The organism is Kitasatospora sp. NPDC029312, assembly GCF_055569215.1.
Window position 1 is genome coordinate 98,273 of the sequence record NZ_JBVHXY010000004.1, and the last position, 16,440, is coordinate 114,712.

Consider the following 16,440-nt stretch of genomic DNA (forward strand, 5'->3'; position numbering starts at 1 on the left):
CCCGGAAACAGAAGAAACAAAAAGGGGAGAGAGACCCCGCCCAAGGGGGGGGGGGGCGGGGGCGTTTTGCGCCCCCCGCCCCCCCCCCTTCCGTGTGCCCGCCGTCAGCAGCAGTCCTGGACCACCAGCCCGGCGGGCAGCTGGTCGCCGCCGAAGACCGCGACCGTCGCCGGGTCGCCCCCGAGCGCGGCCACCGCGAGCAGCAGCGCCCCGGCCGTCCAGGTGGTGCGCTCCTCCGGCCAGATCGCGTCGTCCTCGAAGACGTACCCGGTCCAGTAGGAGCCGTCCTCGTGCCGCAGGTGCTTCTGGATCCAGCGCAGGATCTCCACCGCGCGGTCGGACTGCCCGATCGCCCAGAGCGCGAGGGCGAGTTCGGCGCTCTCCCCGCCGGTCACCCAGGGGCGGTCGCTGACGCAGCGCACGCCGAGGCCGGGGACGACGAAGCGGTCCCAGTCCCGCTCGATCCGGGCCACCGCCGCGTCGCCGCGCAGGCCGGTGCCGAGCACCGGGTAGTACCAGTCCATCGAGTAGCGGTCCTTGTCGAGGAACCGCTCGGGGTGGTGGGCGACGGCGTGCCGCAGCCGCCCGGTCGCGAGCTCCCAGTCGGGCTGGGGCTCCTCCAGGTAGTCGGCGATGGCCAGGCCGCAGCGCAGCGCGTGCAGGATGCTGGACGAGCCGGTGAGCAGCGCCTCGTCGGTGGCGGTGCCGTCCTCGGCGACCCGCCAGGCGATCGGGCCGCCGGGCAGCCGCAGGCCGACGATGAAGTCCAGCGCCCGCCGGACGACCGGCCAGATCCACTCGAGGAAGGCGTCGTCGCCGGTGCTGAGGTGGTGGTGCCACACCCCGACCGCGATGTACGCGCAGAAGTTGCTCTCCTTGGCGCGGTCGGTGACCACGCCGTCGGTGTACGCGGCGTACCAGGAGCCGTCCGGGTTCTGCCGGGAGGCGAGCCAGCGGTAGGCGGCCTCGGCGGCGGCGTGTTCGCCGGCGGTGTCGAGGGCCATCGCGGCCTCGGTGTGGTCCCAGGGGTCGAGGTGGTGGCCGGCGAACCAGGGGATGGCACCGTCGGCGCGCTGCTCGGCCAGGATGCTGCGGACGGTGCCGGCCGCCTGTTCGGCGTCCAGCACCCCGTCGAGCAGCAGCACCTCGGGGACGGCGGCGGTCATGCCTTGGCCCGCTGCGGCTTGGACGCGTAGGCGACGAAGCTCTTGCCGATGACCGGGTTGAGCGCCTTCTCGGCGGCCTTGGTGAGCGTGCTGATCACCGGGGTGCCGACGATGTCCCAGACGAGCAGCTGGTGGTACGCCTTGACCGGCAGTGCCTTGTCGTTGTTCACGCCGACCGCGCACTTGATCCACCAGTACGGCGAGTGCAGCGCGTGGGCGTGGTGGGTGCCGTAGGGCTCCAGACCCGCGTCCTTGAGCTTGCCGAGCAGTTCGTCGCCCCGGTAGATCCGGATGTGGCCGCCCTCGACCTCGTGGTACTCGTCGGACAGCGCCCAGCAGATCTTCTCCGGCAGCCAGCGCGGCACGGTGACGGCGAGCAGACCGCCCGGCTTGAGGACGCGGAACATCTCGTTGAGCACGCCCTTGTCATCGGGTATGTGCTCCATCACCTCGGAGATGATGATCCTGTCGAAGTACTCGTCCTCGAACGGCAGCGCCAGCGCGTTGCCCTCCATCGCGACCGCCGACGCGCCCTCGGGGGCCTCACCGGCCTGCTCCATCGCGGCGAACCACTTCGTGACCTCGGCGATCTCCTCGGCGTTCTGGTCGAGGGCGATCACGTTGGCGCCGCGGCGGTAGCACTCGAACGCGTGCCGGCCCCCGCCGCAGCCCAGGTCGAGCACCCGGTCGCCGGCGGCGAGCGGGAAGCGCGAGAAATCGACGGTCAGCACTGCAGGGCTCCCATTCCTATTGCTACCAAGCGTTCTTGACGCTTCGTCAGGACCAATTCCCGGCTCCCGGGTCGCGTCGCCCGAGAGCGGGTCGCTCGGACGCGCCGCCCGGGGCACGCCGCTCGGGGCGCCTCCCTCACGGCACGTCCCTCCGGGCCGCCGTTCAGGGCGCATCGCCCCTCGGCATGTCACCCCGGGCGCGCCCGCTCAGGGCACGTACCGCCAGCCCGGCCCGGAGCGGGCCCGGGCGCCGACGCCGGTGGCGATCGCCGCGCGGTACGCCTCGGCGGTCAGCTCGGCGGCCCGTTCCCAGGTGAAGCGGGCCAGCACCCGCTCCCGCCCGGCCGCGCCGAGTTCGGCGCGCAGCCGCGGGTCATCCAGCAGCCGGCCGAGCGCGGCGGCCAGCGCGTCCGCCTCCCCCGGCGGCACGGCCAGACACGTCTCGCCGTCGGGCCCGGCCACCTCGGGGATCGCCCCGCCGGTGGTGGCGACCAGCGGGGTGCCGGTGGCCATCGCCTCGGCGGCGGGCAGCGAGAAGCCCTCGTAAAGCGACGGCACGCAGGCCACCTCGGCCGAGCGGTACAGGTCGACCAGCTCCCGGTCGCTCAGGCCGGTGCGGAACTCGATGTGCTCCGCCAGCCCGAAGCGGCGCACCGCCTCGGCCACCGGCCCCTCGTCCTTCTGCGGCTTGCCGACCACCACCAGGTGCGCGTCCCGCTCGGTGCGGACCTTGGCCAGCGCCTCGACCAGGAAGACCAGGCCCTTGAGCGGCACGTCCGCGCTGGAGGTGGTGACGATCCGGCCGGGGACCCGCTCGACCTCGGCCGAGGGCGACCAGAGCCGGGTGTCCGCGCCGATCGGGACCACCGAGATCGCGCCGGGGGTGGCGCCCAGGTGCTCGGCGATCTCCCGCTGCGAGGTGCCGGAGACGGTGATCACGTGGTCCAGCCGGGCGGCGACCCGGCGCTGCATCCGGGTGAAGGCGTACCAGCGGCGCAGCGACAGCCGCTTCAGCCGGGTGGTGGCCGCGTCCAGCTCCAACCGCCGGTCCACGGTGACCGGGTGGTGGATCGTGGTGACCAGCGGGAAGCCGTGCCGGGCCAGGCCGAGCAGGCCGTAGCCGAGGGTCTGGTTGTCGTGCACCACGTCGTAGCGGCCCTTGTGCCGGGCCAGGTACTGCCGGGCGCGCAGCGAGAAGGTGAGCGGCTCGGGGAAGCCGCCGGTGCGCATGGTGGCGAACTCCAGGACGTCCACCGGCCCGCGGAACTCGCCGCGCCCGGGCGTGCGGAAGGGGTCGTCGGCGCGGTAGAGGTCCAGGCTGGGCAGTTCGACCAGCCGCACCGAACCGGGGCCCTCGACCTCGTCCAGCACGGGGTAGGGCTGGGCGCCGATCACGTCCACGTGGTGGCCGAGTCGGGCCAGCTCCCGGGAGAGGTGCCGTACGTACACGCCCTGGCCGCCGCAGAACGGGTCCCCGCGGTATGACAGCAGGGCAATCCGCAGCGGGTGCGCGGTCATCCTGGGCCCTCATCTCTGGCTGCTATCGGTGCTACTGGTGCTGCCGGTCGCTAAAGTAGATCAGGTTTCAGTGGCTGTGGAACTCGACAGCGACCGTGTGAACAATGAGAGACCTCGAAGATACCGGCCCGTAGCTTTCGCTCAGGAGCCAGGGCTGGTGATTCCCGCCACGCCGGCCCGACCGACCTCGGTCGACCCCGTCGACCTCGGGTCGACGTCGCGTCGGCCTTCTGGAGCACGCCGCCACCCACGCGCCCCCGGGAGCACACTTGCCGTCGCCGTCCACGTCCGTGAGCCCCACCCCCACGCCCTCCGGCGAACCGCCGCTGACCGCACGCCAGGCCGAACGGCGCCGCCGGATCCTGCGGGCCGCCACCGCGCTGGCCGCCCGCGGCGGGTACGAGGCGGTCCAGATGCGGGAGGTCGCGGAGAGCGCGCAGGTCGCCCTCGGGACGCTGTACCGGTACTTCCCGTCCAAGGTCCACCTGCTCGTCGCCGTCATGCTGGAACAGTTGCAGGGCCTCCAGGAGCACATCCGGCGGCACCCGCCCACCGACCGGGAGCCGGCCCTGCGGGTCGCCGACGCGCTCACCCGGGCCTTCCACGCGCTGCAGCGCGAACCACTGCTGGCCGAGGCGATGGTCCGCTCGATGTGCTTCGCCGACCGCTCGGTCGGCACCGAGGTGGACCGGATCAGCGCCGCCACCGGACAGCTCATCCTGGACGCGATCGGCCAGTCCGCGCCGCCCAGCGACAGCCAGCGGGCGGCCGTCCGGGTGATCGAGCACACCTGGCACTCGGCCCTGGTCGCCTGGCTGTCCGGGCGCGCCTCGATCGCCGAGGTGCGGGCGGACCTGCACACCGCCGCCCGGCTGCTGACACTGGCGTGAGGAGGGCCCGACTGGAACCTGTTCCTGCCGCGGCCGGCCGCCCGGCCGGCACCGGCGGCTAAAGTCGACGGGCAGCACAACTCCATCCCGCTCCTCCCCCGGGGGAAGCCGGTGCGAATCCGGCGCTGACCCCGCAACCGTGAGCCCGGACGCCGCACCGCGCGGCCCCGGACGAGTCGGAGCACCCGGACGGAGGGGCGAGCGGCCAGCCCGGACGCCCGCGCCCGGCACCCGTCGAGGACTACGGAACGGCCCCCCGCCGGGCCACCACCGCTCACCGAAAGGCACACCCGCACCATGCTGAACGCCGCCCGACTGGGCGCCGCCGCCCTGTCCGCCGCGCTGCTCACCGGCCTCGCCGCCGCACCGGCCCTCGCCGACAGCCCCGCGCCCGCGGCCCCGGGCAGCCCGGCCGCCACGGACGGTCCGTCCGCTCCCGCCGCCGCCCCGGGCAGCCCGGCCGCCCCGGCCGCTCCCGCGGTCCCGGACGGCCTCTACGGCAAGAGCGACCCGACGTACGACGGCGTGTGGCGGCAGTCCCTGGCGCTGAGCGCCCTCTCGGCGGCCAAGGTCACTCCGGCCGACTCCGCCGTGGCGTGGCTCACCGGGCAGCAGTGCGAGGACGGCGGCTGGCCCTCCTACCGGGCGGCCGGCGCGGCCTGCGACGCCAAGACCGAGGACAGCAACGCCACCGCCGTCGCCATCCAGGCGCTGGTGGCCCTCGGCGGCCACCAGGACGCCGTCGACAAGGGCGTGCAGTGGCTCAAGGCCAACCAGAACGCCGACGGCAGCTGGCCTGACAACCCCGGCAGCCCGGGCGACGCCAACTCCACCGGGCTCGCCGTCAACGCGCTGTTCGCGGCCAGGACCGACCCGGCGAGTGTCGCCAAGGCGGGCAAGGGCGGCGCGGCCGGCAAGAACGCGTTCGACGGCCTCGCCCTGTTCCAACTCGGCTGCACCGCCCCCGCCGACCAGCGCGGCGCCTTCGCCTTCCAGCCGGACCCGGCCGGCGGCGCCCTGGCCCCCAACACCCTGGCCAGCGCCCAGGCCGCGCTCGCGGCCGCCGGCGGACACCTGCCGGTCACCACCTCCGTGCGCGCCGACGCGACGCCCAAGGCGCTGGCCTGCGCCGACGGCTCCGCGCCCGCCACCATCCCGCACGCCGAGGCGGGCGAGGCGGTCAGCGCCTACCTCACCAGCCAGCTCGCGGCGGGCGGCGACCACCTCAGCCTCACCACCCCCGGCGCCGAGCCGAAGCCCGACTACGCCGCCACCGCCTGGGCGGCGCTCGCCCTCGTCCAGAGCGGCCACCCGGAGCAGGCCTCCGACACCGTCGACTGGCTGGAGGGGCAGGGCGCCACCTGGACCAAGAACGGCACCGACGCCGCGGCCACCGCCACCCTCCTCCTGGTCTCCGAGGCCGCGCACCGCGGCACCGCCGACCTCACCGGGCAGCTCACCGCCCTCGGCCCGGCACCCAAGGCCGGCGCCGCCACCACGGCGGCCACCCCGGCGGAGAAGAAGAAGGACGGCTTCGGCCAGCTCTGGCTGATCATCGTCGGCCTCCTCGTCGGCATCGGCGGCGGCCTGCTGCTCAGCCTCCAGCGCAAGCGCAACCCCCACCTCTGATGCGCCCCGCAGCTCACGGCGTCCCGGCGGGCGGGCCCTCCCCCGCGCGTACCGGGAGCAGGGGGACGGCGCCCGGGCGCCGGGCCCTCGCCACCGTCCTGCTCCCGCTGATCGGCGCGCTACTGCTGCTCGTCCACGCCGCCGCGCCCGCCCGGGCCGCCGCCGGCTACCGGTACTGGTCCTTCTGGCGCGGAGCCGACGGCGGCGCGTGGACGTACCAGCAGCAGGGGCCCTCGATCGCCGTCCCGCCGGACGGGGCGGTCGACGGCTGGCGGTTCGCCGTGAGCCCCGACGGCGGACAGAGCGCCGCGAAGCCCCGCGCCCAGGCGAGCTTCGACGACATCTGCGCCGGCACGCCCGTCCAGGACGGCCGCAAGCGGGTGGCCGTCGTGCTGGACTTCGGCACCGCCGAGGACGTCGGAGCGCCCACCGCGCAGCCGCCGGAGCAGCGGACGGCCTGCGCCGGCGTGGCGCCGCGCGCCAGCTCCGCCGAGGTGCTGGCCGCCGTCGCCCCGCCGCTCCGCTACGACACCAACGGGCTGCTGTGCGCCATCGCCGGCTACCCGAAGGCGGGGTGCGCCGAGCAGGTGGGCGCGGCCGCCGCGCAGCCGGACGACGGCCCGGCGTCGGCCCCGCAGCACGGCGGCGGCCCGGACGTCGGCCTGGTCGCCGGGGGCGCGCTGGTCGCCGTCCTCGCCGGGGGCGCCGTCTGGCAGGCGCGTCGCCGCCGCACCCCCTGACCCCGACCGCGCCCTCGCCCCACCCCTCAGCCTCCGTCTCCCAGGACCGATCCGTGAGCAGCACCGCCCGCAGCACCCGACCGCCCACCGGCCCCCGCCAACTGCACCCGGGGGCCTGGTGGCTGTGGGCGCTCGGGCTCGGCGCGGCGGCGACCCGCACCACCAACCCGGCGATCCTGCTGCTGCTCGCCGCGACCGCCGGGTACGTGGTCGCCGCGCGGCGCGGCGATGCGCCGTGGTCCCGCTCGTACGGGGCGTTCCTGCGGCTCGGCCTGCTGGTGCTCGGCCTCCGCCTGGTCTTCGCCGTGCTGCTCGGCTCGCCGATCCCCGGCACCCACGTGCTGTTCACCCTGCCCGAAGTGCCGCTGCCCACCTGGGCGCAGGGGGTGCGGATCGGCGGGCGGGTCACCGTCGAGGGCCTGCTCGCGGCGCTGTACGACGGGCTGCGCCTGGCCACCCTGCTGATCTGCGTCGGCGCCGCCAACTCCCTCGCCAGCCCGGCCCGCCTGCTGCGCGCCCTGCCCGGCGCGCTCTACGAGGCGGGCGTGGCCGTGGTGGTGGCGATGACCTTCGCGCCGAACCTGGTCGCCGACGTCCGCCGACTGCGCGCCGCCCGACGGCTGCGCGGCCGTGCGGACAAGGGCATCGCGGCCGTGCTGAGCGTCGGACTGCCCGTCCTGGAGGGCGCGTTGGAGCGGTCCATCGCGCTGGCGGCGGCGATGGACACCCGGGGTTTCGGCCGCACCGCCGACGTCCCGCGCCCGCTCGCCCGGGCGACCGCCGCGCTCACCCTGGCCGGGCTGCTCGGGGTCTGCCTGGCCGCGTACGGGCTGCTGACCGCCGGCGGCGCCGGCTGGGCACTGCCGGTGCTGCTGCTCGGTCTGGCCGCCGCCTTCGCCGGGCTGCTGCTCGGCAACCGACGGGCCGTCAGGTCGCACTACCGGCCGGACCCCTGGGCCCTGCCGGAGTGGCTGACGGCGGGCTCCGGCGCCGCCGTCGCGGCCCTCACCGCCTACCTGGCCGCCCAGGACCCGGCCGCCTTCGCCCCCACCGTCGTCCCGCCGACCGTCCCCGCGCTGCCGCTGGCCGCCATGCTGACCGTACTCCTCGGCCTGGTACCGGCGTTCGCCGCCCCGACCCCGCCCCGGAGGGCATCGTGATCACCTTCGAGCAGGTCTCCGTACGGTACGCGGACTCCGCCGCACCCGCGCTGAGCGACGTCGACCTCACCGTCCCCGAGGGCGAACTCTGCCTGCTGGTCGGCCCGTCGGGCTCCGGCAAGTCCACCCTGCTGGGCACCGTCAGCGGCCTGGTGCCGCACTTCACCGGCGGCGTGCTGCACGGCCGGGTCACCGTCGGCGGCCGGGACACCCGCGAGCACCGTCCGCGCGAACTCGCCGACCTGGTCGGCACGGTGGGCCAGGACCCGGCGGCGCGGTTCGTCACCGACACCGTGGAGGACGAACTCGCCTACGGCATGGAGTCCCTGGGCCTGCCGGGCGACGTCATGCGGCGCCGGGTCGAGGAGACCCTCGACCTGCTCGGCCTCGCCGACCTGCGCGACCGCGCGCTGGGCTCGCTCTCCGGCGGCCAGCAGCAGCGCGTCGCGATCGGCTCGGTGCTCACCGTGCACCCGCGCGTGCTGGTCCTGGACGAACCCACCTCGGCGCTCGACCCTGGCGCCGCCGAGGAGGTGCTCGCCGTCCTCCAGCGACTGGTGCACGACCTCGGCACCACCGTGCTGATGGCCGAGCACCGGCTGGAGCGGGTCGTCCAGTACGCCGACCAGGTGCTGCTGCTGACCCCGGAGGCGGCCCCGGTGCTGGACCGACCCGCCGAGGTGATGGCGCACTCGCCGGTGCACCCGCCGGTGGTCGGCCTCGGCCAGCTCGCCGGCTGGCGGCCGCTGCCGCTGTCCGTCCGCGATGCGCGCCGCAGGGCCGCCCCGCTGCGCGCCGAGCTGGACGGCCGGGTGCCCGCCGCGGCCGCGGCCCCGACCGGCGCCCCCATCGCCGTCGCCGAGCGCCTCGCCGTCCGGCGCGGCCCGGTCCAGGCGCTGCGCGGCGTGGACCTGTCCCTGCGCCCCGGCGAGATCACCGCCCTGATGGGCCGCAACGGCGCCGGCAAGTCCACCCTGCTCGGCAGCCTGGTCGGCCTGCACGCCCCCGCCTCCGGGAGCGTCACCATCGGCGGCCGCACCCCGCACCGCACCCGCCCCGCCGACCTGATCCGCCAGGTCGGCCTCGTCCCCCAGGACCCGCGGGACCTGCTGTACGGCGAGAGCGTCGCCGCCGAATGCGCCGCCGCGGACGCCGACGCGGGCGCGGTCGCGGGGTCGTGCCGCGCCCTGGTCGAACGCCTGCTGCCCGGCATCGCCGACACCGCCCACCCGCGCGACCTCTCCGAGGGCCAGCGCCTCACCCTCGCCCTCGCCGTCGTCCTCACCGCCCGGCCCCCGCTGCTGCTCCTGGACGAGCCGACCCGCGGCCTCGACTACGCCGCCAAGGCCCGGCTGGTGGAGATCCTGCGCGACCTCGCGGGCGCGGGCCACGCCGTGCTGCTGGCGACCCACGACGTCGAACTGGCCGCCGAACTCGCCCACCGGACGGTGATCCTGGCCGAGGGCGAGATCGTCGCGGACGGTCCGACGGCGGAGGTGGTGGTCTCCTCCCCGGCGTTCGCGCCGCAGGTCTCCAAGGTGCTGGCGCCGGGACCCTGGCTCACCGTCCGGCAGGTCGCGGAGGCGCTGAGCGCATGAACAGCCGGCCCGTCCCGCTCGGCCGCCGGTCCGCCGCGGCCCTGCTGCTGGTGTCCGCCGTCGGTGTGGCGGCCTTCGGCTGGCCGCTGCTCGCCTCCACGGGATCGGCGCTGGTCGGGCACTCCGCCGACGCCCCCTGGCTGTTCGCCCTGCTGCTCCCGCTGCTGCTCGCCGTGGTCATCGCCCAGATCTCCGAGGGGCGCTCGGCGGGCGGCGGCGCCCCGGGGCTGGACGCCAAGTCCGTCGCCCTGCTGGGGGTGCTGGCGGCCACGGGCGCCGCGCTGCGACCGCTGGGCGCGGGGACGGCGGGGCTGGAACCGATGTTCTTCCTGATGGTCCTCTCCGGCCGCGCCCTCGGCCCCGGCTTCGGGTTCGTGCTGGGCTCGCTGTCGATGTTCGCCTCCGCCCTGCTGACCGGCGGGGTCGGTCCGTGGCTGCCGTTCCAGATGCTCGCCATGGGCTGGGTCTGCCTCGGCGCGGGCCTGCTGCCGGGCGCCGCCACCCTGCGCGGCCGCCACGAACTGCTGCTCCTCGCCGTCTACGGCGCCTTCTCCGCCGTCCTGTACGGCACGATCATGAACCTCCAGGGCTGGCCGTACATCGCGGGCCTCTCCGGCTCCATCTCCTTCGTCCCCGGCGACCCGCTGCCCGCCAACCTGGTGCGCTTCGCCGCCTACTGCCTGACCACGTCGCTGGGTTGGGACCTCCCCCGCGCCGCCCTGACGGTCGTGCTCTGCCTCACCCTCGGCACCCCCGTCCTGCGCGCCCTGCGCCGCGCCACCCGGCGCGCGGCCTTCGACGCCCCCGTCGACTTCCGCCCGCCGCCGGCCGGGTGAACCGCCGCCCCCTGGCCGCGCCGAACGCCGCTACCCCTCCCGTCCGTCCACGATCATCACCCCGTGATCCGAACCTCCGCCCGCACCTCCGGCGTCGCCGTCACCGTCGCCGCGACGGCCCTCCTCCTCGCCGCCGCCCCGGCCGCCCCCGCCGCGGCCCTCACCCCCGCACCACCGCGAAAGGCCCTCTGCCTCGCCGTCGGCACCACCCGCCACGACGCGGACCACCTCACGGTACGGCGCTGCCTCGCCACCGCCGCCCAGCGCTTCACCCTGGACGGCGGCCGGGTGAAGGTCACCGACACCCTCGGCACCGCCCGGGAGATGTGCCTCGACGGCGACTACACGGGCGAGAACGGCGACGACGTCCGCATCTGGTCCTGCGAAAGCACCCCGGCCGGCCGCGCCAACCAGACCTGGCTGCTGCGCGAGGGCTCGTTCGTCCTCCAGCGCACCGCCGGCACCGCGGACGAGATGTGCATCGACGCCGGCTCGACCAGGGACGACGGCGACACCGTCTTCCTGTCCACCTGCGAACCGGCCGACCCCGACCAGACCTTCGTCCTCGACCACGGCTCCATCCAGCTCCGCGACACCCTCTGAGCGCCCCCCTCACTCCGCCCCCACACGGGGCTGCCCGGCCGCGTCCCGCGCGACCACTGAACGCGCCGGCGCGATCCCGGCGCGCCCCGAATGCCCACGACACGCCCTGGCACGCCACCTGCCGTTCAGTGCCAGGCCGCCGTAGATTTGACGGACCGTCACCCCCATTCCCAGGCCCGCCCGGCTCGGTTCCGTTCCGACTCCGTCGATCGGTGGTTGCCATGATCCGACGCATCCCCCTGTGGGCGCGAATCCTCCGACTCGGGCTCGGCGGCTGCCTGCTGGCCGCAGCGGCCGGCGCCGGCAGCGCCGAGGCCGCGCCGCGCCGCGCGGCCGGCTCATCCCAGGAGCAACGCATCGAGTCGCTCCTCGCCCAGCTCACCACCGACGAGAAAGTCACCCTCCTACGCGGCCTCGACGCCCCGAACGGCGTGCACTCCGTCGGCTACGTCCGAGGGGTCCCCCGCCTCGGCATCCCGCCGCTGCTGCTGTCCGACGGCCCGGCCGGCATCCGGGACGGCCAGCCCGCGACGGCCCTGCCGGCTCCCGTGGCGCTGGCCGCCGCCTTCGACCCCACACTGGCGGCCGGCTACGGCGACGTCCTGGGCCGGGAGGCGAGGGCGCGCGGCTACCAGGTGCTGTACGGGCCGATGGTGAACATCGTACGAATCCCGCAGGGCGGACGGAACTTCGAGACGCTCGGCGAGGACCCGTTCCTCGCCGGACAGCTCGCCGCCGCCGAGGTGCGCGGCATCCAGGCGCAGCACGTCGCGGCGCAGGTGAAGCATTACGCCGCCAACAACCAGGAGGACAACCGCCAGACGTACAGCTCGGACGTCGACGAGCGCACGCTCACCGAGATCGAGCTGCCGGCCTTCCGGGCGGCCGTCAGGAACGGCCGGGCCTGGTCGGCGATGTGCGGCTACAACCCGGTCAACGGAATCTGGGCCTGCGAGAACTTCCCGCTCCTGCGCGACGTGCTGAAGGGCCGCTGGGGCTTCGACGGCGTGGTCGGCTCCGACTACCCGGCCACCCACTCCTCGGTCAACGCCGCAGCGGGCGGCCTCGACCAGGAGTTCGGCGGTTCCACCTACTTCGCCGACCTGCCCGCCGCGGTCGCCGACGGCCGGCTGGCCCTGACCGTACTGGACGACCAGGTCCGGCGGGTGCTGCGGCTGATGTCACGCACGGGGGCACTCGACGGCACCCAGCCACCCGCCTCCGACCCGGCCGCCGGCGCGCGCGACGCCAGGACGGCGGCCGCCGCCGGCACGGTGCTGCTGCGCAACCAGGGGGCGGTGCTGCCCCTGGACACCGCCCGGCTCAAGTCCGTCGCCGTGATCGGCCCGTGGGCGGACCGCGCGTACACCGGTGGCGGCGGCTCCTCGCACGTCAACCCCTATGCCGAACACACGGTGACGCCCCGCCAGGGCATCACCGCCAGGGCGGGCGCGAACGTCTCCGTGCGCTACCACCCGGGCGACGACCCGGACGCGGCCGCCTCGGTGGCCGCCGGGGCGGACGCGGCGGTCGTCGTGGTCGGCGACGAGGAGATCGAGGGCGCGGACCGCAGCTCGCTCGACCTCGCCCCGGCGGACGACGCGCTGATCCGGGCCGTCGCCAAGGCCAATCCGCACACCGTGGTGGTGCTCAACACCGGCGGCCCGGTCACCATGCCGTGGCTGGACGCGGTCCCGGCCGTCGTCGAGGCCTGGTACCCGGGCGAGCAGAGCGGCGCCGCGCTCGCCGACGTGCTGTTCGGCGACACCGATCCCGCCGGGCGGCTGCCCGTCACCTTTCCGACCTCGGCGAGCGCCACACCGATCCAGGACGCCGCCCAGTACCCCGGCACGGACGACGCCTACCACTACACCGAGGGCCTCAAGGTCGGCTACCGCTGGTACGACGCGAGCGGCACCGCCCCGCTGTTCCCCTTCGGCCACGGCCTCTCCTACACCACCTTCGACTACAGCGGCCTCACCGTGACCGGCCCCGACCCGGCCGGGCGGGTGCGGGTCGCCTTCGACCTCACCAACCGGGGAACCCGGACCGGCACCGAAGTGCCGCAGCTCTACGTCGCCTTCCCCTCCTCAGCCGGCGAGCCGCCGCAGCAGCTCAAAGCCTTCGGCAAGGTCACCCTGGCGCCCGGCGGCTCGACCAGGGTGGAGCTGCGGCTGGACCGCACCTCCTTCTCCGTCTGGGACCAGAACACCCACGGCTGGCGGATTCCCGGCGGCCAGTACGGCCTGACGGTCGGCTCCTCCTCCCGCACGCCGAAACTGCAGGGCGTCGCGGACGTGCCGGCCTCGCCCGCCGTCTCCGCCTGGTCCGGACGGATCACCGGCGCCGACGGATCCTGCCTGGACGCCGAGGCCGCCGCCGCGGACCCCGACCAGGCCGTACGGACGGCCGACTGCGCGGGCACCGCCGCCCAGGACGCCACCGTCGGCTCCGACGGCAGCATCGGCGTCCTCGACGGCTGCCTCACCCCGAGCGGCCAGGCCGACGGCGCTGCCGTCCGGCTGCGGGACTGCACCCAGGGCCCCGACCAGGTGTGGCGCCTGCGCTCGGACGCGTCGTTCCTCCACCCCGCCTCCGGCCGCTGTCTCGCCGCCGCCGACGGCCGGCTGGTGCTGCGGGACTGCTCCGGCGCCACCGAGCAGCGCTGGTCCACCCCACGCCCGAGCGGTCCGCTCACCGGCATCGCCGGCCAGTGCGTGGACGTCAACCGCGCATCGACGGCGAACGGCACCGCCGTCCAGCTCTACCACTGCAACGGCACCGGCGCCCAGGACTGGTCCGTCCGACAGGACGGCTCCTTGAGGGCGTTCGGCAAGTGCCTGGACGTCACCAACGGCTGGACCGTCGCGGGAACACCCGTCCAGCTGTACGACTGCAACGGCACCGGCGCCCAACGCTGGCAGGCACGCGACGACGGCACCCTCCTCAACCCCGTCTCCAACCGGTGTCTGGACGCCCGCGACGGCAGCAGCGCCGACTGGACCAGGCTGCAGATCTGGGACTGCACCACCGGTGCCAACCAGCGCTGGACCCTGCCCTCCTGAACCGCCCCCCTGCTGAGCGTCAGGCGGGCCGCCCGGCCCCGCCCCACCGCCGATCCCCCATACACCGTTCGGAATGCCCGAACGCCCCCGTACGCTGTCCGGCAACACAGCACCGACGTGAACCGCGCCGCACGCCACGGCCGTTCGGGGGAACCGAGGAAACCAGTGGAGCTCCGTCAGTTGCGCGTCTTCGAGGCCGTCGTCGTCCACCGCACCGTCACCGCGGCGGCGGTGGCACTCGGCCTCGCGCCGTCCTCCGTCTCCGAACAGATCCGCACCCTCGAACGCAGCCTGGGCGTCGAGCTGTTCGACCGGGCCCCGCGCGGGATGGCGCTCACCCCGGCCGGTTCGCGGCTGCTGCCGTGGTCCCGCAAGCTCCTCGACCAGGCCGACCAGGCCCGGCGCGAGGTGGTCAGCGGCCGGGCCCGGCTCCGACTCGGCGCCCTGGAGACCATCGCGGCCAGCCACGTCCCCGCCGTCCTGGCCCGTCTCGCCGAGCACCGGCCCGACCTGGACGTCTCCCTGCACACCGACACCGCCCGGGACGCCCTGCTCGGCGGGGTCGCCGCCGGAGCCCTGGAAGCCGCTCTGATCCTGGACAGCGCCGGGCCGCTCGGGGAACTCGGCTTCTACCTGCCGCCCGCCCCGCTCGACCACCTCGACCTCAAGCCCGTCCCGCTCGCCCTGGTCGCCGCGCCCGCCCACCCGCTGGCCCGGGCCACCACCGTCACCCGCGAGGACCTCAGCGGCCAGCGACTCCTGGTCAACGCCCCCACCTGCTCCTTCCGGCTGGCCGGCGAACGCCTGCTCGGCCATGGCGTCGAACGCGTCCGCGCCGGCGGCGTCGCCGTCACCCGCGCCTGCGCCGAACAGGGCCTCGGCATCGCCCTCCTGCCCGACTTCGCCGTCCACGAGCCCCTCGCCTCCGGCACCCTCGTCCGCCTCCCCCTCGACCCCCCGCCCCTCCACCTCCGCCTCGTCTGGCGCGCCGACCGCGAAACCGTCCCGGGCCTGCGCGAAGTCCTCCACGCCACCGCCGCGTGAGCCCGACGCCGCCCCGACGCGCCCGCGAACGCCGAACGGCGCGCCCCGGGGTTCCGGGACGCGCCGTTCGCCATGACCGCCGTCAGGCCTTCGGACCCGCCGACTGGACGACCTCGAAGGACCACAGCGTGGACCCGGAGGCGGCCGGACGCTTGGGCGCCTCGCCGTCACCGCCACCCTGGTGGGCCGCCTTCATCGGGCCCTCCATCCAGGCCTGGAAGTCCTCCTCGCTGCGCCAGCGGGTGTAGACGAGGTACTGGTCGGTGCCCTCGACCGGGCGGAGCAGTTCGAACCACTCGAAACCGTCCGAGTTCTCCACCGCGCCGGCCCGCGAGGCGAAGCGCTGTTCCAGCACCTCGCGCTGCTCGGCGGGAACCGTCAGTACGTTGATCTTGACGACGGACATGCCGCTCCTCCTGCTCCGCCGGAGCCCCGGGTACGGGGGCTCCGGTCAGGTCACTGCGTACGGCAGCAGTCTGCTACACCTCACGCCGGGGTGGCTCAGGCGATCCACGGCGGGACGATGCGCTGGTCGTCGCGCGGGGCGAGGGCGCAGGCGTCGGCAGGGGTGACGGCGTCCGGGTTGTAGACGTGGGAGGGGGAGGTGGAAGCCACCAGGGCGGTGAAGCCCTCGGCGGTGGAGATGCGGCGTGGGGTGTCGATGGGGAGGACCAGGGTGTCGCCGGCGGTGAGGGTGAGGGGCTCGCCGTTCAGGTTCACGGCGGCGGTGCCGGTCAGGACGGTCCAGACCTGCTCGGCGTCCATGGCGTGCAGCGGGCCCTGCTGGCCGGCGCGCATCTCGACCCGCCAGACGGCGAGGGAGGTCGAGCCCTGGGTGGGTGAGGCGCAGGTGGTCATGACGGCGTTCGGGGTTTCGGTGCGACGGGCGTCGGTCGAACGGATCACGGGCATGGCGGAGGAACCCCTTAAGATGGACAACGGTGTTGTCTATATAGTCAATGAGGTTGTCTATCGTGTCAACTGATTCCGCTCCGCCCGGCTTCGAGCTGCCGCTGCGCCTGCTGCTCGCGTTCCGGACGATCATCGACGAGCTGCACGAACGGATCGCCCGCGAGGGCCACCCGGACCTGCGCCCGATGCACGGCTTCGTCTTCCAGGCGATCGGCCCGGACGGCACCACCGCCGTCGAGCTCGGACGGCGGCTCGGCGTGTCCAAGCAGGCCGCGGGGAAGACCGTCGAGCACCTGGAGCAGCTCGGCTACGTCGAGCGCGGCAGCGACCCGGCCGACGCCCGGCGCAAGGTGGTCCGGCTCACCGACCGGGGCGTGGACTGCCTGGTGCGCTCGGCGCGGATCTTCGACGAGCTGCGCGCGGAGTGGTCGCAGGCCCTCGGCGAGGAGCAGCTGCGCCAGGTCGAGGACGGCCTGCGGCGGCTCGCCCCCGGAGATCCGTTCCGGCTGGACACCCCGCGCTGGTTCGGTGCGCCCTGAGGGAGGAGC

15 protein-coding genes and 1 riboswitch are annotated in these 16,440 nt (G+C 75.1%); of the genes, 10 read left to right on the forward strand and 5 right to left on the reverse strand.

Going from position 1 to position 16,440, the window contains the following annotated elements; translation table 11 throughout:
• Window positions 1–104 precede the first annotated feature (104 nt).
• The 3 genes from ACZ4WV_RS04980 to ACZ4WV_RS04990 all read right to left on the reverse strand — a co-directional run bounded on the left by ACZ4WV_RS04980 (window position 105) and on the right by ACZ4WV_RS04990 (window position 3,415).
• On the reverse strand, window positions 105–1,166 hold the full coding sequence (locus ACZ4WV_RS04980) for a prenyltransferase/squalene oxidase repeat-containing protein (RefSeq protein ID WP_465742851.1): 1,062 nt from the start codon (window positions 1,164–1,166) through the stop codon (window positions 105–107).
• Window positions 1,163–1,897: a class I SAM-dependent methyltransferase gene (locus ACZ4WV_RS04985; protein ID WP_465742853.1), complete on the reverse strand. Its 735-nt coding sequence runs from the start codon at window positions 1,895–1,897 to the stop codon at window positions 1,163–1,165. Before ACZ4WV_RS04985 ends, ACZ4WV_RS04980 begins: the two co-directional genes overlap by 4 nt.
• 207 nt (window positions 1,898–2,104) lie before the next feature.
• Complete coding sequence (locus ACZ4WV_RS04990; RefSeq protein WP_465742855.1) at window positions 2,105–3,415, reverse strand: glycosyltransferase family 4 protein; 1,311 nt, start codon at window positions 3,413–3,415, stop codon at window positions 2,105–2,107.
• A gap of 290 nt (window positions 3,416–3,705) precedes the next feature.
• Here ACZ4WV_RS04990 and ACZ4WV_RS04995 point away from each other — a divergent pair, with 290 nt between their 5' ends.
• The 9 genes from ACZ4WV_RS04995 to ACZ4WV_RS05035 all read left to right on the forward strand — a co-directional run bounded on the left by ACZ4WV_RS04995 (window position 3,706) and on the right by ACZ4WV_RS05035 (window position 14,980).
• Window positions 3,706–4,305 (forward strand): TetR family transcriptional regulator, encoded by a 600-nt coding sequence (locus tag ACZ4WV_RS04995; protein WP_465742857.1) that lies wholly within the window; start codon window positions 3,706–3,708, stop codon window positions 4,303–4,305.
• Window positions 4,306–4,407: 102 nt separating this feature from the next.
• Window positions 4,408–4,459, forward strand: a riboswitch (cobalamin riboswitch).
• Between the two features lie 143 nt (window positions 4,460–4,602).
• Window positions 4,603–5,934 (forward strand): prenyltransferase/squalene oxidase repeat-containing protein, encoded by a 1,332-nt coding sequence (locus tag ACZ4WV_RS05000; RefSeq protein ID WP_465742859.1) that lies wholly within the window; start codon window positions 4,603–4,605, stop codon window positions 5,932–5,934.
• The gene (locus tag ACZ4WV_RS05005) at window positions 5,934–6,674 is read left to right on the forward strand and encodes an SCO2322 family protein (protein ID WP_465742861.1); all 741 of its coding nucleotides are present in this window, start codon (window positions 5,934–5,936) and stop codon (window positions 6,672–6,674) included. The genes ACZ4WV_RS05000 and ACZ4WV_RS05005 overlap by 1 nt, the downstream gene beginning before the upstream one ends.
• A gap of 53 nt (window positions 6,675–6,727) precedes the next feature.
• The gene (locus ACZ4WV_RS05010) at window positions 6,728–7,834 is read left to right on the forward strand and encodes an energy-coupling factor transporter transmembrane protein EcfT (RefSeq protein ID WP_465742863.1); all 1,107 of its coding nucleotides are present in this window, start codon (window positions 6,728–6,730) and stop codon (window positions 7,832–7,834) included.
• Window positions 7,831–9,432: an ABC transporter ATP-binding protein gene (locus ACZ4WV_RS05015; protein WP_465742865.1), complete on the forward strand. Its 1,602-nt coding sequence runs from the start codon at window positions 7,831–7,833 to the stop codon at window positions 9,430–9,432. Before ACZ4WV_RS05010 ends, ACZ4WV_RS05015 begins: the two co-directional genes overlap by 4 nt.
• Window positions 9,429–10,268 carry an ECF transporter S component gene (locus ACZ4WV_RS05020; RefSeq protein ID WP_465742867.1) on the forward strand — a complete coding sequence of 280 codons (840 nt, stop codon included), beginning with the start codon at window positions 9,429–9,431 and terminating at the stop codon, window positions 10,266–10,268. The genes ACZ4WV_RS05015 and ACZ4WV_RS05020 overlap by 4 nt, the downstream gene beginning before the upstream one ends.
• A gap of 63 nt (window positions 10,269–10,331) precedes the next feature.
• Complete coding sequence (locus ACZ4WV_RS05025) at window positions 10,332–10,871, forward strand: ricin-type beta-trefoil lectin domain protein (RefSeq protein ID WP_465742869.1); 540 nt, start codon at window positions 10,332–10,334, stop codon at window positions 10,869–10,871.
• Window positions 10,872–11,092: 221 nt separating this feature from the next.
• The gene (locus tag ACZ4WV_RS05030; protein ID WP_465742871.1) at window positions 11,093–13,936 is read left to right on the forward strand and encodes a glycoside hydrolase family 3 C-terminal domain-containing protein; all 2,844 of its coding nucleotides are present in this window, start codon (window positions 11,093–11,095) and stop codon (window positions 13,934–13,936) included.
• A gap of 165 nt (window positions 13,937–14,101) precedes the next feature.
• Window positions 14,102–14,980, forward strand: a complete 879-nt coding sequence (locus ACZ4WV_RS05035; RefSeq protein ID WP_465742873.1) for a LysR family transcriptional regulator — start codon at window positions 14,102–14,104, stop codon at window positions 14,978–14,980.
• Window positions 14,981–15,062: 82 nt separating this feature from the next.
• Here the strand turns inward: ACZ4WV_RS05035 and ACZ4WV_RS05040 are convergent, their stop codons facing one another.
• Both ACZ4WV_RS05040 and ACZ4WV_RS05045 read right to left on the reverse strand, forming a co-directional pair.
• Entirely contained in the window at window positions 15,063–15,386 is a 324-nt protein-coding gene (locus ACZ4WV_RS05040) for an antibiotic biosynthesis monooxygenase family protein (RefSeq protein WP_465742875.1), read from the reverse strand.
• A gap of 95 nt (window positions 15,387–15,481) precedes the next feature.
• A complete protein-coding gene (locus ACZ4WV_RS05045) occupies window positions 15,482–15,892 on the reverse strand; it encodes a cupin domain-containing protein (protein ID WP_465742877.1) in 411 nt (136 codons plus the stop codon).
• A 62-nt stretch (window positions 15,893–15,954) separates the two neighbouring features.
• Between ACZ4WV_RS05045 and ACZ4WV_RS05050 the strand changes: the two genes are divergently transcribed.
• Window positions 15,955–16,431 carry a MarR family winged helix-turn-helix transcriptional regulator gene (locus ACZ4WV_RS05050; RefSeq protein WP_465742879.1) on the forward strand — a complete coding sequence of 159 codons (477 nt, stop codon included), beginning with the start codon at window positions 15,955–15,957 and terminating at the stop codon, window positions 16,429–16,431.
• The last annotated feature ends 9 nt before the right edge of the window (window positions 16,432–16,440 follow it).